Source organism: Pseudomonas qingdaonensis (assembly GCF_018398475.1).
In the GTDB taxonomy this organism is placed as follows: domain Bacteria; phylum Pseudomonadota; class Gammaproteobacteria; order Pseudomonadales; family Pseudomonadaceae; genus Aquipseudomonas; species Aquipseudomonas palmensis.
Map to the genome: position 1 here is coordinate 937,483 of NZ_CP074676.1, position 20,534 is coordinate 958,016.

The window sequence follows — 20,534 nt, forward strand, 5'->3', positions numbered from 1 at the left end:
TTCATTGTTCGCAGGTTATCGAGTAACGTGCACGCTATTCTAGGTTAAACGATTCAGCAGGCGATTTTTCTGCCGTGGCCTTCGCCTGCGCCCGGCCCTGCGACGTGTCGGGTGCTGCTAAATTCACAACAATACCTCGGCGCCGGCCCGGCGCTGCAAAGGAGAGGTTCATGCTCGAGCTCACCATAGAGCAGATTTCCATGGGCCAGTCGGCCGTGGACAAGACCGCCGCGCTGCAGCTGCTGGCCGAGCGCCTGGTGGCCGACGGGCTGGTGGCCGAGGGCTACCTGGCCGGGCTGCAGGCGCGTGAAGCGCAGGGCTCGACCTTTCTCGGCCAGGGCATCGCCATCCCCCACGGTACCCCGCAGACCCGCGAGCTGGTGCATGCCACCGGCGTGCGCCTGTTGCAGTTCCCCGAGGGCGTGGACTGGGGTGACGGGCAGATCGTGTACCTGGCCATCGGCATCGCCGCGCGCTCCGACGAGCACCTGCGCCTGCTGCAATTGCTCACCCGCGCGCTGGGCGAGACCGACCTGGCCCAGGCGCTGCGCCGGGCCGGCAGCGCCGAGGCGTTGCTCAAGCTGCTGCAGGGGGCGCCGCAGGAGCTGGCACTGGATGCACAGATGATCGGCCTGGGTGTGCCCGCCGAGGATTTCGAAGAGCTGGTATGGCGTGGCGCCCGCCTGCTGCGCCGCGCCGATTGCGCCGGCAATGGCTTTGCCGCCGTGCTGCAGCAGGTCGAGGCGCTGCCCCTGGGCGATGGCCTGTGGTGGCTGCACAGCGAGCAGACCGTGCGCAAGCCGGGCCTGGCGTTCGTCACCCCGCAGCAGCCGCTGCGCTACCTGGGCCAGCCGCTCAACGGCCTGTTCTGCCTGGCCAGCCTGGGCGCGGCGCACCAGGCCCTGCTCGAACGCTTGTGTACCCTGCTGATCGAAGGTCGGGCGCAGGAGCTGTTTCGCGCTACCAGCAGCCGTGCGGTGCTGGAGGTGCTGGGCGGCGAGCTGCCGGCCGACTGGCCCAGCGTTCGCGTCGGCCTGGCCAATGCCCACGGCCTGCATGCGCGCCCGGCCAAGGAGCTGGCGCAACTGGCCAAGGCCTTCGAGGGCGAGGTGCGCGTGCGCGTGGTCGACAGCGGCGAGGCCGCCGTGTCGGTCAAGAGCCTGAGCAAGTTGTTGAGCCTGGGCGCACGCCGTGGCCAGGTACTGGAGTTCATTGCCGAGCCGAGCGTGGCCGACAGCGCGCTGCCGGCGTTGCTGGCGGCGGTGCAGGCCGGCCTGGGCGAAGCGGTCGAGGCGCTGGCACCGGTGAGCGAGGTAGCGGCGCCCCAGGTGCTCGAGCCGGTGCTGAGCGCGCCGCTGCCGGGCACGCAGGTCCAGGGCGTGGCCGCATCGCCGGGCATCGCCTGCGGCCCGGCGCATGTGCAGGTGCTGCGCCATTTCGACTACCCGCTGCGGGGCGAGTCGCCGGTGATCGAGCGCGACCGCCTGCAACGTGCCCTGGCCGCGGTGGCCAGTGAGCTCGAAGCGCTGATCCGGCGCAGCCCGGCCAAGGCCATCCGCGAGATCTTCGTCACTCACCAGGAAATGCTCAGCGACCCGGGGCTGGGCGATGAAGTCGAGCTGCGTCTGCTCCAGGGCGAAAGCGCCCCAGCGGCCTGGATGACCGTGATCGAGGCCGCAGCGCGGCAGCAGGAGGCCTTGCACGACGCCCTGCTGGCCGAACGCGCCGCCGACCTGCGCGACGTGGGCCGCCGTGTGCTGGCCACCCTGTGCGGGGCCGCCGAGGTGGCGGAGCCGCAACAGCCCTATGTGCTGGTGATGGACGAAGTCGGCCCGTCCGATGTGGCGCGCCTCGATCCGGCGCGGGTGGCCGGGATTCTCACCGCACGCGGTGGCGCCACCGCGCACAGCGCGATCGTGGCGCGGGCATTGGGCATCCCGGCGGTGGTGGGGGCCGGCGCGGCGGTGCTGCTGATCGCCGCCGGCACCGAGCTGTTGCTGGACGGCCAGCGTGGACGCCTGACCGTGGCCCCGGCGGCGGATGAGCTGCAGCGCGCCCTGGCCGAGCGCGAGCAGCGCGAACAGCGCCTGCAGGCGGCCCGGGCGCGTCGCCTGGAACCTGCCGTGACCCGCGACGGGCATGCCGTGGAAGTGTTCGCCAACATCGGTGAAAGCGCGGGTATCGAACAGGTGATCTACCTGGGCGCGGAAGGCATCGGCCTGCTGCGCACCGAGCTGATCTTCATGGCCCATCCACAGGTGCCCGACGAGGCCACCCAGGAAGCCGAGTACCGCCGTGTGCTCGACGGCCTGCAGGGCCGGCCGCTGGTGGTGCGCACCCTGGATGTGGGCGGCGACAAGCCGTTGCCCTACTGGCCCATCGCCAAGGAGGAAAACCCGTTTCTGGGGGTACGCGGCATTCGCCTGACCCTGCAACGGCCGCAGGTCATGGAAAGCCAGTTGCGCGCCCTGTTGCGCGCGGCGGGCGAGCGACCGCTGCGCATCATGTTCCCGATGGTCGGGCAGGTGGAGGAGTGGCGCCAGGCCCGAGCAATGGTCGAGCGCCTGCGCCAGGAGATACCGGTCGGCGACCTGCAGGTGGGCATCATGATCGAGGTGCCTTCGGCCGCGCTGCTGGCACCGGTGCTGGCGCCGGAGGTGGACTTCTTCAGTGTAGGCACCAACGACCTGACCCAGTACACCCTGGCCATCGACCGCGGCCACCCGAGCCTGTCGGCCCAGGCCGATGGCCTGCACCCGGCGGTGCTGCAGCTGATCGACATCACCGTGCGCGCCGCGCATGCCCACGGCAAGTGGGTGGGCATCTGCGGGGAACTGGCCGCCGACCCTCAGGCGGTGGCGGTGCTGGTGGGGCTGGGCGTGGATGAACTGAGCGTGGCGGCGCGCAGCATTGCCGAGGTCAAGGCGGTGGTGCGCGAACTGAATTTTGAACAGGCCCGGCAACTGGCGCGTGATGCGCTGGTGCAGGGCAGTGCCGCCGATGTGCGCGCACGGGTGGAGATGCATTGATGGCACGGATACTCACACTGACCCTCAACCCGGCGCTGGACCTTACCGTCAGCCTCGCCACCCTGCAGCCCGGCGCGGTCAACCGCAGCCACGCGCAGCACAGCCACGCGGCGGGCAAGGGCCTGAACGTGGCGCAGGTGCTGGCCGACCTGGGGCATTCGGTGACGGTGGGCGGCTTCCTGGGCCAGGACAACCTGCAGCCCTTCGAGGCCCTGATGGCCCGTCGCGGCTTTGCCGATTGCTTCGTGCGGGTGCCCGGCGAAACCCGCAGCAACCTCAAGCTGGTGGAGGGCGATGGCCGGGTCACCGATATCAACGGCGTGGGCCCGCAGGTCGACGAACACGCCCAGGGCGAGCTGCTGGCGCGCCTGCAGCACCTGGCCAGCGGGCATGACGCGGTGGTGGTGGCCGGCAGCCTGCCGCCGGGTGTGAGCCCGCAGTGGCTGCAGATGCTGCTGGCGTGGTTCAAGTCGCTGGGCCTGAAGGTGATCCTGGACAGCAGTGGTGCGGCCTTGATCGCCGGGCTCAAGAGCGCGCCGTGGCTGGTCAAGCCCAATACCGACGAACTGGCCGAAGCGCTGGGCCGCCCGCTGCACAGCATTGCCGAGCAGCAGGCCGCTGCCCGCCAGTTGATGGACCAGGGCGTCGAGCATGTGGTGGTGTCCCAGGGCGAGCAGGGGGTGATCTGGTTCCGGCGCGACGGCGCCCTGCAGGCGCTGCCGCCCCAGGTGGTGGTGGCCAGCACGGTGGGCGCGGGCGATTCGTTGCTGGCCGGCATGCTGCACGGCCTGCTCAATGCCGAGCCTGCCGCGCAGACCTTGCGCCGCGCCACCGCGATTGCCGCCCAGGCCGTGACCCAGATCGGCTTCGGCATCGGCGACCGCGTGCAACTGGCGCAGCTCGAAGATGCCGTCCGGGTGCAGATTCCCCACGCTCGACAAGAGGGTGAACAATGAAGATCGCCATCGTCACCGCCTGCCCCAACGGCCAGGTGTCCAGCCTGCTCAGCGCGCGCCTGCTGGATGCGGCCGCGCAGCGCCAGGGCTGGAGCACCAGTGTCGAGGTGCACGACCCCGACCATCCCGAGCGCCAGCTTTCGCCGGCAGTGATCGCCGCCGCCGACTGGGTGCTGGTGATCAGCACCGGCCCGTTCGACCTGCAGCGCTTTGCCGGCAAGCGCCTGTTCCAGAGCACCCCGGCCCAGGCCCTGCAGGATGTGGAGAGCTTTCTGCGCCTGGCCGCCGAACAGGCCCAGGTGCATCACCCCGAAGCCGTGGCGCCTGCGCCGGCCGCAGCGGGGGCGGTGAAGAAGATCGTTGCGGTCACTGCCTGCCCCACCGGGGTGGCGCACACCTTCATGGCCGCCGAAGCCTTGCAGCAGGCGGCGCGGCAACTGGGTTATCAACTGGCCGTCGAAACCCAGGGCTCGGTGGGGGCACGCACCCCGCTGAGCGCCGCGGCCATCGCCGAAGCCGACGTGGTACTGCTGGCCGCCGATATCGAAGTGCCCACCGAGCGCTTCGCCGGCAAGCGCATCTACCGCTGTGGCACCGGCGTGGCCCTCAAGCAGGCCCAGGCCACCTTGAACAAGGCGCTGGCCGAAGGTCGCGAAGAGCGTGCCTCCGGCAACGCCGGCGCCGCACCTGCACGCAGTGAAAGGGCCGGGGTGTACAAGCACCTGCTGACCGGGGTGTCGTTCATGTTGCCGATGGTGGTGGCAGGCGGGTTGCTGATCGCCCTGGCATACATGTTCGGGCTCGATGCCTACAAGGAGCCGGGCACCCTGGCCGCCGCCCTGCGCCAGATCGGCGAAGACGCCGCATTCAAGCTGATGGTGCCGCTGCTGGCCGGCTACATCGCGTATTCGATTGCCGACCGCCCGGGCCTGGCGCCGGGCATGATCGGCGGGCTGCTCGCCAGTTCGCTGGGCGCCGGCTTCATCGGCGGCATCGTCGCAGGCTTCGTGGCCGGCTACGCGGCCAAGGCGATCAGCCACTGGGTCCGCCTGCCCAGCAGCCTGGAGAGTCTCAAGCCGATCCTTATCATCCCGCTGCTGGCCAGCCTGTTCACCGGCCTGGTGATGATCTACGTGGTGGGCAAGCCGGTGGCCGGCATGCTCGATGGCCTGACGCATTTTCTCGACAGCATGGGCACTGCCAACGCGGTGCTGCTGGGCATACTGCTCGGCGCCATGATGTGCGTGGACCTGGGCGGGCCGGTGAACAAGGCCGCCTATGCCTTCTCGGTGGGCCTGCTGGCCAACCAGAGCATGGCGCCGATGGCCGCGACCATGGCCGCCGGCATGGTACCGCCGATCGGCCTGGGCATCGCCACCTTCCTGGCGCGACGCAAGTTCGCCCAGAGCGAGCGCGAGGCCGGCAAGGCGGCGCTGGTGCTGGGCATGTGCTTCATTTCGGAGGGGGCGATCCCGTTCGCGGCCAAGGACCCGCTGCGGGTGATCCCCGCCAGCATGGTCGGCGGTGCACTGGCCGGCGCGCTGTCGATGTATTTCGGTTGCAAGCTGATGTCGCCCCACGGCGGGCTGTTCGTGATGCTGATTCCCAACGCGATCAACCACGCCCTGCTGTACCTGCTGGCCATCGCCGCCGGCAGCCTGCTGACCGCTGTGGTGTACGCGGTGCTCAAGCGCAGGGACGTGGCCGAGCTGGCACTGGAGCCGGCCAAGGCCTGATCAGGGGCGTGGGCGCGGGTGCTTCTTGCGCAGCGGTTCGAGCAGGTCGGCCAGGCCGTTGTGGTCGACCTCGTGCATCAGCGCCAGCAGCCCGCCCAGTTCGCCCTTGGGAAAGCCCTGGCGGGCGAACCAGTTGAGGTAGTGGCCGGGCAGGTCGGCGATCAGCCGGCCCTGGTACTTGCCATAGGGCATTTCGCGGGTAACCAGCAGTTCGAGTGTCTCGGGAGTCATGGGCTCGGCGCAGCAGTGCAGGAAAGGCCCGACAATACATGCAATCTGCACGAGACCAAAGGTCCGTTCATGCAAAACGCTGCTTGGGGAAGGTTCAAAATTTTTATAAGTTGTTGATTTACAAGGATTTAATTTTTACAGAAAAGCTGGCATGAACACTGCTCCTGTACTACGCAACCACCCTCATGCAAAGGAGCACTGTCATGACCAACGTGAACAAAGACGTTATTTCGGTTCTGAACAACCTCATCGAGTACAGCAAGGATGGCGAGAAGGGCTTCAAGACTTCTGCCGAGGATGCCAAGAACCCGGACCTGAAGGCGTTCTTCCTGCAGCGTGAAGGCGAATGCCGTAGCGCCGCCGCAGATCTGCAGCAGCACGTGCGTTCCCTGGGCGGCGACCCGGAAACCACCACCAGCCTCAGCGGTGACATGCACCGCGCCTGGGTCAACCTCAAGTCCTCGCTGACCAGCAACGACGACAAGGCGGTGCTGGAAGAAGTGGAGCGCGGTGAAGACCACGCCCTCAAAGCCTACAAGGATGCCCTGGAAAAACTGGCCAAGCTGAATGTACCGGCAAGTGACCCGGCATATGCCCTGGTCGAGCGCCAGTACCACGGCGTGCAGCGCAACCATGACCAGGTCAAGGTGCTGCGCGACGCCGCCCGCGCACGTTCCTAACCGGCGTACACCTCTACCCGGTTGCGCCCGTTGCGCTTGGCGCAATACAGCGCATCGTCCGCACAGCCCAGCAAGGTCGAAAGATCCTGCTGGGCTTCTGGCGTCTGCAGGCCCACGCCAATGCTGACGGTCACCGGGTGCTGGTCGTCGCCGAACGGCGGCAGTGCCTCGACGCTGCTGCGGATACGTTCGGCCAGGGTCAGCACGCCGTTGAGGTCGGTCTCGGGCACGATTACCAGAAACTCCTCCCCGCCATATCGCGCGGCCAGGTCCGCCGGGCGGCGGATGCTGTGCGCGATCGTCGTCGCCACCTGGCGTAGCGCTTCGTCCCCGCCCTGGTGACCGTGGCGTTCATTGAACGCCTTGAAGTGGTCCACATCCACCATCAGTACCGCCAGCGGGCGCTGGCTGCGCTGGGCACGTGCCCATTCGCGGCGCAGTACCTGGTCGAGCTGACGGCGGTTGGCCAGCCCCGTGAGGCTGTCGGTGGCTGCCAGTTCGGCCAGGCCCTGCTCGGCGCTGTGGCGCCTGCGCAATTCGCGCCCCAGCAGCAACGACAGCCAGAGGATGCCGATGCACAACAGGCCGGTAGCGATACTGACCACCAGTGCGGTACGCCGCCACGAGCCATAGACCTCGTCGGTGGACAAGGCCACCACCACCAGCAGCGGCAGGTCGTCCACCCGTGAAAAGGTGTACAGGCGATGCTTGCCGTCCAGGCTCGAACGCGCGGTGAAGCTGCCGTTGCCCTGGGCCATTGCGCGCTTGAAGTTGGGTTGCTCGGACAGGTCGGCGCCGATCAGCGGGTCGCTGGGCAGCGAAGGGTGGCGGGCGAGCATCACGCCGTCGCTGTTGAACAGGTTGACGCTGCTGTCGCGGCCGATGTCCAGGCGCTGGAACAGCTCGCTGAAGTAGGCCAGGCGCAGGGCGCCTGACGCGATACCGGCGAAGGCCCCATCGGCATCGTTGATGCGCCGGCTGAAACTGATGCACCAGTCCAGCTCGCCCAGGCGCGCCTTGAATGGCGGGCTGATGACCAGGCCCAGGCCGGGGTTGTCGCGATGGGCCTGGAACACCCTGCTGTCGGCAAAGTTGGCGCTGCGTGGCACCACGCTGGTGGAGTCGGCCGCCACGTTGCCGTTGCGGTCCAGCCACAGGATGTCGCCGCGTAACGGCACGGTGAAGGCCTGGTTGAACAGCAGTTGCTGGCGCAGCGGCGCGGCCACGCTGGCCAGCTCAGGGCGCTGGATGGCCCAGATCAGTCCGTGCAGCGACAGGTCGTAGAGCTCGACGTTGCGCACGATGTCGGTGTCGATCAACTGCACGATATTGCTGGCCGAGCGTGCGGCCGCCTGGCCCACGTTGGCTTTTTCGCGTACCAGCAGGAAGGTCACGATGGTGATGATGGCCAGAACCGCCAGGCAACTGCCCAGGTTAAGGATCAACTCCGGATGAGTCCTGTACAGGGTCGGGCGCTGGGGCGGAAGGCGCGAAGGCATGATGGGGGTGATTCGTACCGCTGTCGTTGAAAGGGCAGGTGCGAGGCGGCGGTATTCTAGGCGGGTGCAGATTGTCGGACAAGCTGTTGCTGGTGCCGATTGATGTACGGCATCTTGGGGCTATTTGCAGGAAAAGAGCCTGCATCCTGCAGGCTCTTTGGCGCATGGCGGTGGGATCAGAAGACGTTGAGCGGGTATTCGACGATCACGCGGTATTCGTCCACATTGTTGTCGACCTGGGCGTAGCCCTGGCTGCCACGGTGCGAGGCCCAGCGCAGCAGCACGCTGAGGTCCTTGAGGGAACCTTGCTGGAACACGTAGGCCAGGTCCATGTCGCGTTCCCAGTGGCGCGCATTGTCGCCGTCGGCGCTGTACCAGTTGCTGTAGCCGGCGCTGGCCGGGTCGACCTTGCTCAGGTCCAGCTTGCCGCGCGAGTACGACACGGCGGTGGTCAGGCCGGGCATGCCGACGCCGGCGAAGTCATAGGCGTACTTGAGTTTCCACGAACGCTCGCCAGGCCCGTTGAAGTCCGAGTACATCTGCGAGTTGTCCAGGTACACGCTGTCGCCCAGGGTGATGTAGTCGAACGGCGTGTTGCCGTTGACCCGCTGGTACACCGCAGTGACGGTATGGTTACCCACGCCGAGCGCCAGGTGCAGGCTGTAGGTGTTGTTGTCGATGCTGCCCAGCAGCGCATCGCCGGTGTCCTGGGTGTGGTAGTAGTGCAGGCCGGGGTTGAGGCTGACGCCGTCGGCGAGCTGCCAGGTGTAGTCCAGGTCCAGGTAGTACTGGTTCCACACGTCCTTGAGTTCGGCGGCGTACAGGCTGCTGGTAAAACCTTCGACCGGTGCCCAGGCTGCGCCGGCCCAGTTCAGGTGACGGCTTTCGCGGTCATCTGGCAGGTTGCCGTAGGTAGCGCCGATGCGCTTGTGGCCGCTCTGGTTGTAGAGCTTGGTGAAGCTGGCCTGGCCGCCTTCCAGTTGCAGCCCGTCGATGCTGTTGTTGGTCAGGCTGACGCCGCGGAAGGTCTGCGGCAGCATGCGCGTCTCGCCACCGGCGATCACCGGGTTGGTCAGGAACAGGTCGCCGGCACGCAGTACGGTGTCGAAGGCCTTGAGCTTGATGGCAGCGCCGGCATTGGAGAACGAATCCGGGGCCTTGCCCAGTTCGCCATCGTACTTGTAGTGGTAGGGCAGGATGCTCGAACCCGCCGTACCGCCACCGCCGTCCAGCTTGAGGCCGAGCATGGCATGGGCATCCAGACCAAAGCCCACGGTGCCCTGGGTGAACCCGGACTCGAACTTGCCGATGAAGCCCTGGCCCCATTCACGGTTGTCGTGGTTGCCGCGCTGCAGCTGGTTGCGGTTGAGGTAGTAGTTGCGGCTGAGCACGTCGAGGTGCGCACCTTCGACGAAGCCTTCGGCCTCGTCGGCCTGGGCGTGCAGGGGCATCGTTGCAGCCAGCGCAACGAACAGCGGGGTGAAGCGAAAAGCGTGGATCACCGGTGTGGACTCCTTGAGGTGAGGGATGCAGCTTTTTATTGTGCGAAGCGGTGTTTTCTTGTGAGGACACATCTCTGGCCGCAGAACCTTTTGTCCAGGCCAAAAAAAAGCCGCTGATAGCAGCGGCTTTGAAAGACGGCCACGCAGGCGAACACGTCGCCAGCGCAGCAGTCGAGGGAATAGGAGAGAGGCAGAGGCAGCGTATCAGCTGTCTTTGTCGGCACTCGCAGAACCTTTGGACGCGGTCTGCTCCAGGTTTTTGGCGTGGTCCTGCTGCTGGGCGAGGGCTTCGCGGCCTTGCTGCGCGGCAGCGGCGCGGGCGGCGTACTGCGCCACGAAAGCAGGGGACTCCTCGGCCATGGCCAGGGGCGAGAGCAATACGGACGACAGGACGAAAATACTGGCAATACCCATACTGTTGGACATTTGAAGCTACCTTCTTGCATAGCAAGCTATCTATTTGGTGTGGGTACGATAGTCCTCGGTGGGGGGTTGAAACAGAGGGGATTGGGCAATGCACTGTTGCATTTCGGGCAACAGTCGAGCGCAGCGTTTGGCCCATCGCGGGTCAAGCTCGCTCCCACAGGGTGTTCGCTGGCCCTTGTGGGAGCGGGCTTGACCCGCGATGGGGGCTTCAGGCCGGCAACAGAATCCCGAAGGTATTGGCCCCCGCCTGGCTGCGCGCAAACACGCTGCCGCCATGCATCAGCGCAATCGCCTTGACGATCGCCAGCCCCAGCCCATGGTTGCCCACGGCGCTGTTGCTGCGCGCGGCATCCACCCGGTAGAAGCGCTCGAACAGGCGAGGCAGGTGCACGGCCTCGATGGCCGGGCCCGGGTTGCTCACGGCAATGCATACCTGCTCGCCCTGACGCTCGATATGCACCTGGATCACCTGCTGGCGGGCCGTGTGCTGCACCGCATTGTTGAGCAGGTTGATCAGCGCCCGGCGCAACTGCGCCTTCTCGATGCGCGCCCGTGCATCGCCGCTGACCTGCACCCGTACCTGGGCGTCCTCGAGGATGTAGTCCAGGTAGTCCAGGGTGGTCGCCACTTCCTCGGCCAGCGAGCTGCTGGTCAGCGCGGTGGCCTTGTTGCCCTGGTCGGCACTGGCCAGGAACAGCATGTCGTTGACGATGCTGCGCAGCCGTTCCAGTTCCTCCAGGTTCGATTGCAGTACCTCGAAGTAATGTTCGGCGCTGCGACCGCGGGTCAGCGCCACCTGGGTCTGGCCGATCAGGTTGGTCAGGGGCGAGCGCAGCTCATGGGCCACGTCGGCATTGAACCCCTCCAGGCGTGAATAGGCCTGCTCGACCCGCTCCAGGGTGGCATTGAAGGTGCCGGCGAACTGTTGCAGCTCTGGCGGCAGGTCGGCCGCATACAGGCGTGCGCTCAGGTGCGGTGGCGCCAGTTGCTGGGCCTCGGCCGAGAGCGCCCGCAGCGGGCGCAGGCCGATGCGCGCGGCCCAGTAGCCCAGGGCCGAGGCCAGCAGCACGCCGATCACCGCCAGGCTGATCAATGCCCCCAGCAGGGTGTGCTGGGTGTGCCAGAAGGTTTCGGTATCGATGCCGAGCAGAAAGCGCAGGGCAGGGCGCCGGTCCAGCGCCGGCAGCTCGCTCACCAGCACCTTGTACGGGTACGGCCGGCCCTTCAGCTGCAGGTCGCGCATGCCCAGCGGGCCGGCGGCAAAGTCGCGTATCGCGGCGTCGGGCTGGCCGTACTCGTAGTGCGCGTCGCCACTCACCACCCAGAAGCGGATACGCCGGTCTTCCTCGCCCAGCAGGTTGAGCTTGTTGGTGATCTTGGCCCAGTGCTCCCGGGTGCCATAGCGGGTCAGCGCCGATTCCAGCACGCTGTAGCGGGCGTCCAGCTCGGCCTCCGGCAGCAGGTCGAGGCTGCGGTCGACCTGTTTGTACAGGGCACCGCCGATCAGCAGGAACACGCCCAGCGCCACCAGGCTGAACAGCAGGCTCAGGCGCAGGGCGATGGAGTTAGTGCGCACGGCTTTCCAGTACATAGCCCATGCCTCGGATGGTGTGCAGCAGCTTGGTCTCGAACGGGCCGTCGAGCTTGGCGCGCAGGCGCTTGATGGCGACCTCCACCACGTTGGCGTCGCTGTCGAAGTTGATGTCCCACACCAGCTCGGCAATCGCGGTCTTGGACAGGATCTCACCCTGGCGGCGCGCCAGCACGCTGAGCAGCGAGAACTCCTTGGCGGTCAGTTCCAGGCGCTGGCCGGCGCGGCTGGCCTTGCGGCTGATCAGGTCCACCCACAGGTCCGCGACCTGGATCTGTACCGGCTCGTGCCCGCCGCTGCGGCGGGTCAGCGCCTGCAGGCGCGCCACCAGTTCGAGGAACGAGAACGGCTTGCCCAGGTAGTCGTCGGCGCCTTCGCGCAGGCCGCGGATGCGGTCTTCGACGCGCTCGCGGGCGGTGAGCATGATCACCGGGGTCTGCTTGCGTGCACGCAGGGCGCGCAGTACGCCGTAGCCATCCAGGCCCGGCAGCATCACGTCGAGCACGATCACCGAGTAGTCGCCCTCGAGGGCCAGGTGCAGGCCCTCGATGCCGTCCGGGGCGAGGTCCACGGTAAAGCCTTGTTCGGTGAGGCCGCGATGCAGGTAGTCGGCGGTCTTCTGTTCGTCTTCGATAATCAGCACGCGCATGGTCGGCTCTCAGTTCTCGATCGGCCGGGCCGCCGGCAGGTCGTTGCGGCGGCGGTGGAACAGGCGCTCCAGGGCCAAGTATATGACCGGCGTGGTGAACAGTGTCAGCGCCTGGCTGACCAGCAGCCCGCCCACCACCGCGATGCCCAGCGGCTGGCGCAGCTCGGCCCCGGCCCCGGCGCCGAGCATCAGTGGCACCGCGCCCAGCAGGGCGGCCAGGGTGGTCATGATGATCGGACGAAAGCGCGTCAGGCACGCCTCGTGGATCGCCGCCTCTGGCGCAAGCCCGCGCTGGCGCTGGGCTTCCAGGGCAAAGTCGATGAGCAGGATGCCGTTCTTCTTGACGATGCCGATCAGCAGCACCACGCCGATCAGGCCCATGATGGTGAAGTCCTGGCCCATCAGCCACAGCAGCGCCAGTGCGCCAAGGCCCGCCGAGGGCAGGGTGGAGATGATGGTCAGCGGGTGCACGAAGCTCTCGTAGAGCACCCCCAGAATGATGTACACCGCCACCAGCGCGGCCAGGATCAACCACGGCTGGCTCGACAGCGAACTCTGGAAGGCCTGGGCCGCGCCCTGGAAGGTGCCGATGATCGAGGCCGGCATGCCCAGCTCGCGCTGGGTGCGTTCGAGGATGCTCACCGCATCGCCCAGGGCTACCCCCGGTGCCAGGTTGAACGACAGGTTGGCGGCCGGGAACAGCCCGTCGTGGCTGATCGACAGCGGCCCGGTGCTGGGCGCCGCGACCTTGGCCAGCGCCGCCAGCGGCACCATCTCGCCACTGAGGGGCGAGCGCAGGTAGAAGTAGGCCAGGCTCTCGGCCTTGCCACGCTGGCGTGCATCGATTTCCAGGATCACCTTGTACTGGTTGGTCTCGGTCTGGAACTCGCTGATCTGACGCTGACCGAAGGCGTCGTACAGCGCCTGGTCGACGTCGGCGGTGGTCAGGCCGAAACGCGCGGCGGCCTGGCGGTCGATGTCGATGCGGGTCACGCTGGCGCCCAGTTGCAGGTCGTTGGACAGGTCGCGGAACGCCGGGTTGGCGTGCAGACGTTCGGTCAGGCGCTGGGTCCACAGGTTGAGCGCCGGGCCGTCGTTGCTCTTGAGCACGTACTGGTACTGGCTGCGGCTGGGCCCGGAGCTGAGGTTGATGTCCTGCCCGGCCCGCAGGTACAGCACCAGGCCCGGCACCTGGGCGGCCTTGGGGCGCAGCCGGTCGATGAACTCGCTGGCCGACACATCGCGCTGGGCAGGGTCCTTGAGGGCGATCCAGAAGCGCCCGTTGGCGATGGTCTGGTTGCTGCCGGTAACCCCCACCGAGTGCGAGAACGCGCGTACCGCAGGGTCGGCCTCGATGATCTTCGCCAGCGCCTGGTGCTTGCGCACCATGTCCGGGTACGACACGTCGGCCGCGGCCTCGGTGGTGCCGAGGATGAAGCCGGTGTCCTGCACCGGAAAGAAGCCCTTGGGAATGGCCACGTAGCCGCCGATGGCCAGGGCCAGGGTCACGAAGAACAGCCCGAGCATCAGCCGCTGGTGCGCCAGGGCCCTGACCAGCAGACGATCGTAACCGGCCACCAGGCGCTCGCCGAAGGTCGGTGCGGCGTGCTCGGGGTGTTGCGGGCGGCGCATGAACAGCGCGCACAGGGTCGGCGCCAGGGTCAGCGAGACCACCACCGAAATCAGGATGGTGGAGGTGGCGGTGAGGGCGAACTCCTTGAACAGCCGCCCCACCACGCCCCCCATGAACAGCAGCGGAATGAACGCGGCCACCAGCGAGAAGCTGATCGAGACAACGGTGAAGCCGATCTCGCCGGCGCCCTTGAGGGCAGCCGTGCGGCTGTCGTCGCCGGCCTCCAGGTGCCGGTGGATGTTTTCCACCACCACGATGGCATCGTCCACCACAAACCCCACGGCGATGACGATGGCCACCAGGGTCAGGTTGTTCAGGCTGAAGCCGAACAGGTACATCAGCGCGAAGCTGGCCACCAGCGATACCCCCAGCACGCTGGAGACGATCAGCGTGGCCGACCACTGGCGCAGGAACAGCGCCATGACCGCGATCACCAGCAGCACGGCGATCAGCAGGGTGATCTCCACCTCGTGCAGCGAGGCGCGGATGGTCTGGGTGCGGTCGCTGAGCACCGACACCTGCACCGATGCCGGGAGCATTTCCTCCAGGTGCGGCAGCGCCTGCATGACCCGGTCCACGGTGTCGACGATGTTGGCCCCGGGCTGGCGGAACACCACCAGGTTGAGGCCTTCCTGGTCGCCGGACCAGGCTTTGACATAGGCGTTTTCGGCGCCGTTGATGACCGTGGCCACGTCCTTGAGGTGTACCGGGGCGCCGTCGCGGTAGGCGACGATGAGCTGGGCGTATTCATCGGGGTGGAACAGCTGGTCGTTGGTGGCCAGGGTCGACACGCTGCTGTCGCCGTACAGCGCGCCCTTGGCCAGGTTGAGGCTGGTCTGCTGGATGGCCTGGCGCAGGTCGGCCAGGGTCAGGCCGATGGCGGCGAGTTTTTCCGGCTGGGCCTGCACGCGAATCGCCGGGCGCTGCTGGCCGGTGATGTTGACCAGCCCGACCCCGTCGATCTGGCTCAGCTGGCGTGCCAGCAGGGTTTCGGCGTAGTCGCTCAGTTCGTTGGCCGGCATCTGCGCGGAGCTGACGGTCATGATCAGCACCGGGCTGTCGGCCGGGTTGACCTTGCGCCAGGTGGGCAGGCTCGGCATGTCCTGGGGCAGGCGCGAGGAGGCGGTGTTGATCGCGGCCTGGACTTCCTGGGCGGCGGTGTCGATGTTCTTGTCGAGGGTGAACTGCAGGATCAGGCTGGTCGAGCCCAGTGCGCTGCTGGAGGTCATCTGGGTCATGCCGGGGATGGCGCTGAACTGCACCTCCAGCGGGGTGGCCACCGACGAGGCCATGGTCTCGGGGCTGGCGCCGGGCAGCTGCGCGCTGACCTGAATGGTGGGGAAGTCCGCCTCGGGCAGCGGTGCCACCGGCAACTGCGGGAACGCCACCACGCCCAGCAGCACCAGGGCGAAGGTCAGCAGCAGGGTGGCCACCGGGCGGTCGATGCACCACGCACTGATCGAGCTGCGCCCGCTCATGGCTGCACACCGCTGCCGGCAACATCGTCGCCGACGGGCGCGGCGGGCGGGGCTGTCAGTACCTCGACCCGGGCGCCGGGCCTGAGCCGCGACTGCCCGTCGGCCACCAGCGTGTCGTTGACCGCTACGCCGCTGATCACGTTGAGATTGCTGTCCTGGTACAGCACCTTGACCGGCACCACCGCGACCTTGTCGCCCTCGACGCGGTACACGAAGTGCTGGTCGATGCCCCGCTGCACCACGCCGGGGGGCACCACCAGCGCATCGCGCTGGATGCTGGTCTGGATCTTCAGGCTCACCAGTTGCCCCGGCCACAGGCGGGCCTGGGCATTGTCGAACGCGGCCTTGGCGCGCAGGGTGCCGGTGTTGGCGGCGATCTGGTTGTCGATCAGGCTCAGGTGCCCTTCACCCAGCAGCAGGCCGCCGCTGTCGCCGTTGCCTTCGAGGTAGGCGCGGATCGGCGCCGGGGGGTCGGCGGCCACCAGCCCCTGCAGGGTCGGCAGCCATTGCTGCGGCACGGCGAACTCCACCGCGATGGGGTCGATCTGGGTCACGCTGAACAGGCCCTGGGCGTCGCTGGTGCGCACCAGGTTGCCTTCGTCGATGTTGCGAATGCCCACCCGTCCGGTGACCGGCGAGCGGATCTGGGTGTACGACAACTGCACCTTGGCCGCTGCGATCGCTGCCTGGTTGCCGAGGATGCTTGCCTTGAGCTGGTTGACCAGCGCCTGCTGCTGGTCGAGGGTCTGGCGCGAGATGCCGTTGTCTTCGCTGAGCAGGCGGTAGCGCCTGAGGTCGACCTCGGCCACCTGCTGCTGGGCCTGGCTCTGGCCCAGTTGCGCCTGGGCCTGCTCGAGGCTGGCGCGGATGCTGCGGTCATCCAGGGTGGCCAGCAGGTCACCGGCCTGCACCGACTGGCCCTCCTTGACCAGGATCCGGGTCAGCACGCCCTCCACCTGGGGGCGGATCTGCACGCTGTGCAGCGACTGCACCGCGCCGATGGCGCTGAGGTAGTGCGGCACATCCTGCTGCTGCACCTGGATCACACTGACCGGGGTGGCCAAGGGCATGGCCGGTTGGCTGGCCGTGTGGCGACCGAAAGTCAGGTACAGCGCCAGGCCCAGCAGCAACGCTATCAGGCCGAAAAAAAACACTCGAGAGCTGGAAATTCGCATGCGTGCACGGCGCCAGGGCAGAAAAAGGAGGGCTGTCAGTAGGTTATAGCTGCTACTGGGGGTCAGCAGTGTGACGCCCACCTGTCAGCGCTGTCAGCTGGCAGATGGCCAAGTGCCAATAGTCTGCGCTGGATCAAGGTTTTACTAAATGTTGCCCCGTAGAGTCTCTCGCCCTGCCGCCCCTCCACCTATAAAAACGCGAGCGCTTTCGATGAAGAGCAATCTGCCTGTGACCGGCCGCAATGTAGATTACCCCGGTGACGCGAATATCCTTTCCACCACCGATCTGACCAGCGCCATTACCTATGCCAACGAGGATTTTCTCAAGGTCAGCGGGTTCGAGCGCGACGAGCTGATTGGCCAGTTGCACCATGTGGTACGCCATCCCGACATGCCTTCCCAGGCCTTTGCGCAGATGTGGCAGACCCTCAAGGCCGGCCGCTCGTGGATGGGGCTGGTGAAGAACCGCTGCAAGAATGGCGACCATTACTGGGTCAGCGCATTCGTGTCGCCGGTCACCAGCCAGGGCCAGACGGTGGAGTACCAGTCGGTGCGCACCAAGCCCACCCCGGCGCAGGTGGAGGCCGCCGAACGTTGCTATGCACGCTTGCGCCAGCAGCGCCCGTTGCCCTGGTGGCAACGCCTGCCGCGCCCTGGCCTGGCGTTGCAGCTGGGGCTGGGCACAGGCCTGGTGCTGGCAGTGGTGCTGGGCACCAGCCGCCTGCTGTTGCCGACGCTGCCGTGGCAGTGGCTACTGGAGCTGGTGGCCGCCGGTGGGCTCAGTGCGCTGCTGGTGTCGGTGCTGCTGCGCCCACTGGAACAACTACGGGTGCGGGCGCAGTCGATTGCCGACAACCCGTTGAGCCAGCAGCTGTATACCGGCAAGGCGGGCGCCGTGGGGCAGATCGAGTTCGCCCTGCTGATGCTCGAGGCGCAGATCGGGGCGGTGGTGGGGCGCATTGGCGACACCTCGCAGCGCCTGGCCGGCCACACCGCAGAGCTGGCCCAGCACCTTCAGCACAGCCACACCACCACCCTGGGCCAGCAGGGCGAGGCCGATCAGGTGGCGGCGGCAATCAACCAGATGACCACCAGCGTGGCCGAGGTGGCCAGCAATGCCCAGCAGGCTTCGGAGGCCGCCGAGCATGCCGAGGATGCCACCCAGAATGGTCACCAGCTGGTGGATCGCAGCCGCAGCAGCATCCTCGAGCTGGCCAGCGCGCTGAGCGCTGCCACCGAGGTTATCCACACCCTGGAAGGCCACAGCATGGAAATTTCCGGGGTGCTGTCGGTTATCCACAGCATCGCCGAGCAGACCAACCTGCTGGCACTGAACGCGGCCATCGAGGCGGCGCGGGCGGGGGATCAGGGGCGTGGCTTTGCGGTGGTCGCCGATGAGGTGCGCGGCCTGGCCAAGCGCACGGCCGAGTCCACCGGCGAAATCCAGCGCATGATCAGCGCCTTGCAGCGCGGCACCCGCGATGCGGTGCAGGCCATGCACGAGAGCCGCGAGCATGCCGGGCAGAGCGTCGAGCAGGCGCAGCAGGCGGCGGTGGCGCTGGACGGCATCAGCCAGCAGGTCAACCAGATCAGCGAGATGAGCCTGCAGATTGCTGCGGCGGTGGAGCAGCAGAGCCTGGTCAGCGAAGACATCAACCGCAACATCATCAGCATTCGCCAGGCCAGCGAAGAGAGCGTGGTGGCCGGTCAGCACGGGCATGCCAACGCCAGCGACGTGGCCGGCCTGGCCGAAGACCTCCGGCGCCTGGCCGAGGAGTTCTGGCAGCGCCGCTAGGCGCCGCTCAGAAACCGATGAAGCTGTAGTGGCCAGCCGATGTGCTGCACACCCGGGCGCCGGCCTGATGCAGTTGCTCGACCAGTGCCGGGTTTTCCACGTGCAGGGTCCAGGGCGCCAGCGCGGCGTTGCCCGGGGCATGCAGGGCGGCGTGCAGCGCCCCGGTGTCGGGCAGGTAGGCGGTGAAGCCGTTGCCCTTGAGCGCGCTGGTGGTGATGCCCAGTTGCTGGCAGATCTGCACCTTGGCGTGGATATCGTCGCGGTCGGCCTGGCGCGAGCGCTCGATCAGCTCGGCCAGTTGGCGGTCCATCAGATGGCTGCCGTGGATCAGTACCGGGCCGCGTTGCCAGGCTTCGGTCGGGCAGTCCTTGGCGTCGGGGCGCAACGGGATGTGCGGGTTGATTTCCATCGGGTAGATGCGGCACACCAGCGGCCGGCGCTCATAGATGCGGCACAGGTTGTCGGCATCCAGATTGCGGCAGGCGCCGGGGTTGAACGCGGCGAAGGTGATGGCCACGTGTGCCTGGGTACTGCCGCAGGGCACGGCGCAGGCACGGCGGGTGGCGTGCTCGCGCTGGGCGTCGGGCAGGCCCAGGCCGTTGGCCAGAAAGGCTTCCACCAGCACGATGAGCTGGCCGCCATCTGCCACCCAGTGGCGCGCTTCGTCGAGGGTCAGGGGAACGTGGTGGCCATTGCAGCATTTGCCACAGCCGGTGCAGTCGAACTGGAGTGAGGTTGCAGCGCTGGTCACGGTTTGGCGGGGGTCCATTCGGTGATGAAGGCAGTCTTGCGCTGCTTGTCGAACAGGCACAGCTCGCTGCCTTTCTGGTTCTTCATGTGCTTTTGCGGGTAGTGGCCGCTGATCAGCAGGGCACTGTAGCCGACGCGGTCGTCGAACTCGGCCGGCTTGCTGGCGGGCCGGGCATCCTTGAACTGGCTGGCGGCGAGGCAGGCCCTGGTCAGGGCTTGTTCGTGGTCGGCCCAGGCCTGGTCGCTGGAGGCGTGGGCGCCGAGGCTGAACAGGGCCAGCAGGGCGAAGGTGAGGGCTTTCATGATGGGCGGCTCATGAGGGGAGAGGCCGCTGATTATGCCAGAGCATCGGTTTTTGCAGGAGCAGGAGCGTTTCAGCGTTTGTCCTGGCCTCTTCGCCGGCAGCCCCTATAGGAGTCGCCTTGCCGGCGAAGGGGGCCGGCTCAGCGCTCGGCGAAAGCCACCGCCCGCGCTGCCACGATCAGGCAATCGGTGAGTTCCGGCGAGGAGAACTTGGTCAGCACCGCGTTCGCCCCTGCCAACCGGGCTTTCTCGCTGTTCATCGCGCTGTCCAGCGAGGTGTGCAGCAGTACATAGAGGTGCTGGAAGTCAGGCGTTTCGCGCAGCGTGCGGGTGAAGGCGTAGCCGTCCATCTCGGACATCTCGATGTCCGAGACCACCACGTTGATCTCCCGGTCGGTACCCTGCAGCTCCAGCAGGGTGTCGATGGCATCCTTGGCGCTCTTGGCGGTGTGGCATTCCAGCCCCAGGCCGCGCAGGGTCAGCACCGACTGGTGGAGTGCCACATGGCTGTCATCGACCACCAGTATGTTGGTGGCCTGCAGAACGGCGGCGTCTTCGGGGTTCAGCTCGCTGCTGCTCACTTCACGCGGCGGCGGCGCAATGCCGTGAATGACCTTTTCGATGTCCAGCACCTGCACCAGCGTGCCGTCCACCTGGGTTACCCCGGTGATGAATGCCTTGCTGCTCGACCCGTAGGGCGGCGGCTTGATGTCGGTACTCAGGCAATGCACGATGCGGCTTACCGCCTGCACGTGCAGGCCCTGCTTGGAGCGGCTGATGTCGGTGACGATCAGGCAGCCGCCGTTGGGGTCTTCCAGCGGGCGCTCGCCGATGGCACGCGACAGGTCGATGACCGACAGCGAGTTGCCCCGCAGGGTGGCCACGCCTTTGACGTGCGGGTGCGATTCCGGGAGCTTGGTCAGGGGCGGGCAAGGGATGATCTCGCTGACCTTGAGCAGGTTGATTGCCATCAGCTTGCCGCTGCGCAGGGTGAACAGCAGCAGCGACAGCGAGTCGGCGCGGGCATTTTGCGAGGCCATAGGCACCTTCAGGGCAAAGAGAATAAGGGATCTGCCGGGTTATCGACCCGAGCACGCCAGG

The 20,534-nt window shown here is 67.1% G+C and carries 16 protein-coding genes and 1 pseudogene; 6 read left to right on the forward strand and 11 right to left on the reverse strand.

Annotation, left to right across the window (positions count from 1 at the left end; all coding sequences use genetic code 11):
• The first annotated feature begins 170 nt into the window (after nucleotides 1-170).
• The 3 genes from ptsP to KH389_RS04255 are packed head-to-tail and all read left to right on the forward strand — an operon-like array spanning nucleotide 171 to nucleotide 5,721.
• Nucleotides 171-3,029: a phosphoenolpyruvate--protein phosphotransferase gene (gene ptsP / locus KH389_RS04245; RefSeq protein ID WP_213606933.1), complete on the forward strand. Its 2,859-nt coding sequence runs from the start codon at nucleotides 171-173 to the stop codon at nucleotides 3,027-3,029.
• Nucleotides 3,029-3,985, forward strand: a complete 957-nt coding sequence (gene pfkB / locus KH389_RS04250; RefSeq protein ID WP_213606934.1) for a 1-phosphofructokinase — start codon at nucleotides 3,029-3,031, stop codon at nucleotides 3,983-3,985. The genes ptsP and pfkB overlap by 1 nt, the downstream gene beginning before the upstream one ends.
• Nucleotides 3,982-5,721 carry a PTS fructose-like transporter subunit IIB gene (locus KH389_RS04255; RefSeq protein ID WP_213606936.1) on the forward strand — a complete coding sequence of 580 codons (1,740 nt, stop codon included), beginning with the start codon at nucleotides 3,982-3,984 and terminating at the stop codon, nucleotides 5,719-5,721. The genes pfkB and KH389_RS04255 overlap by 4 nt, the downstream gene beginning before the upstream one ends.
• Here the strand turns inward: KH389_RS04255 and KH389_RS04260 are convergent, their stop codons facing one another.
• On the reverse strand, nucleotides 5,722-5,952 hold the full coding sequence (locus tag KH389_RS04260) for a DUF3820 family protein (RefSeq protein WP_043864478.1): 231 nt from the start codon (nucleotides 5,950-5,952) through the stop codon (nucleotides 5,722-5,724).
• Nucleotides 5,953-6,155: 203 nt separating this feature from the next.
• On the opposite strand from KH389_RS04260, the gene KH389_RS04265 reads away from it, so the two are divergent.
• A complete protein-coding gene (locus KH389_RS04265) occupies nucleotides 6,156-6,632 on the forward strand; it encodes a PA2169 family four-helix-bundle protein (RefSeq protein ID WP_043864389.1) in 477 nt (158 codons plus the stop codon).
• On the opposite strand, the gene KH389_RS04270 is transcribed toward KH389_RS04265, so the two are convergent.
• From KH389_RS04270 to KH389_RS04300, 7 genes are all read right to left on the reverse strand, one after another.
• Nucleotides 6,629-8,131 (reverse strand): GGDEF domain-containing protein, encoded by a 1,503-nt coding sequence (locus KH389_RS04270; protein WP_043864390.1) that lies wholly within the window; start codon nucleotides 8,129-8,131, stop codon nucleotides 6,629-6,631. The two genes, KH389_RS04265 and KH389_RS04270, sit on opposite strands and share 4 nt — an antisense overlap.
• Before the next feature lie 176 nt (nucleotides 8,132-8,307).
• Nucleotides 8,308-9,582 carry an OprD family porin gene (locus KH389_RS04275; protein ID WP_420831969.1) on the reverse strand — a complete coding sequence of 425 codons (1,275 nt, stop codon included), beginning with the start codon at nucleotides 9,580-9,582 and terminating at the stop codon, nucleotides 8,308-8,310.
• Nucleotides 9,583-9,837: 255 nt separating this feature from the next.
• Nucleotides 9,838-10,059, reverse strand: coding sequence for a hypothetical protein (locus KH389_RS04280; RefSeq protein ID WP_043864392.1), 222 nt, complete (start codon nucleotides 10,057-10,059; stop codon nucleotides 9,838-9,840).
• A gap of 208 nt (nucleotides 10,060-10,267) precedes the next feature.
• A complete protein-coding gene (locus KH389_RS04285; protein WP_213606940.1) occupies nucleotides 10,268-11,650 on the reverse strand; it encodes a heavy metal sensor histidine kinase in 1,383 nt (460 codons plus the stop codon).
• Nucleotides 11,625-12,299, reverse strand: a complete 675-nt coding sequence (locus KH389_RS04290; RefSeq protein ID WP_043864394.1) for a heavy metal response regulator transcription factor — start codon at nucleotides 12,297-12,299, stop codon at nucleotides 11,625-11,627. The genes KH389_RS04285 and KH389_RS04290 overlap by 26 nt, the downstream gene beginning before the upstream one ends.
• 9 nt (nucleotides 12,300-12,308) lie before the next feature.
• Entirely contained in the window at nucleotides 12,309-15,410 is a 3,102-nt protein-coding gene (locus KH389_RS04295; RefSeq protein WP_043864395.1) for a multidrug efflux RND transporter permease subunit, read from the reverse strand.
• Complete coding sequence (locus tag KH389_RS04300) at nucleotides 15,407-16,585, reverse strand: efflux RND transporter periplasmic adaptor subunit (protein WP_213606942.1); 1,179 nt, start codon at nucleotides 16,583-16,585, stop codon at nucleotides 15,407-15,409. Before KH389_RS04300 ends, KH389_RS04295 begins: the two co-directional genes overlap by 4 nt.
• A gap of 211 nt (nucleotides 16,586-16,796) precedes the next feature.
• Between KH389_RS04300 and KH389_RS27680 the strand changes: the two are divergent.
• Together KH389_RS27680 and KH389_RS04305 are read left to right on the forward strand one after the other, a co-directional pair.
• Nucleotides 16,797-17,078: pseudogene (locus KH389_RS27680) on the forward strand (PAS domain-containing protein); the annotation flags it as partial.
• A gap of 210 nt (nucleotides 17,079-17,288) precedes the next feature.
• Nucleotides 17,289-18,380 (forward strand): methyl-accepting chemotaxis protein, encoded by a 1,092-nt coding sequence (locus tag KH389_RS04305; RefSeq protein ID WP_387517202.1) that lies wholly within the window; start codon nucleotides 17,289-17,291, stop codon nucleotides 18,378-18,380.
• A gap of 7 nt (nucleotides 18,381-18,387) precedes the next feature.
• Here KH389_RS04305 and KH389_RS04310 read toward each other — a convergent pair whose 3' ends face one another.
• From KH389_RS04310 to KH389_RS04320, 3 genes are all read right to left on the reverse strand, one after another.
• Entirely contained in the window at nucleotides 18,388-19,149 is a 762-nt protein-coding gene (locus KH389_RS04310) for a YkgJ family cysteine cluster protein (protein ID WP_213606944.1), read from the reverse strand.
• Nucleotides 19,128-19,433, reverse strand: a complete 306-nt coding sequence (locus KH389_RS04315; RefSeq protein ID WP_043864399.1) for a hypothetical protein — start codon at nucleotides 19,431-19,433, stop codon at nucleotides 19,128-19,130. The genes KH389_RS04310 and KH389_RS04315 overlap by 22 nt, the downstream gene beginning before the upstream one ends.
• Before the next feature lie 140 nt (nucleotides 19,434-19,573).
• Complete coding sequence (locus tag KH389_RS04320) at nucleotides 19,574-20,473, reverse strand: chemotaxis protein (RefSeq protein ID WP_043864400.1); 900 nt, start codon at nucleotides 20,471-20,473, stop codon at nucleotides 19,574-19,576.
• Nucleotides 20,474-20,534: the final 61 nt, after the last annotated feature.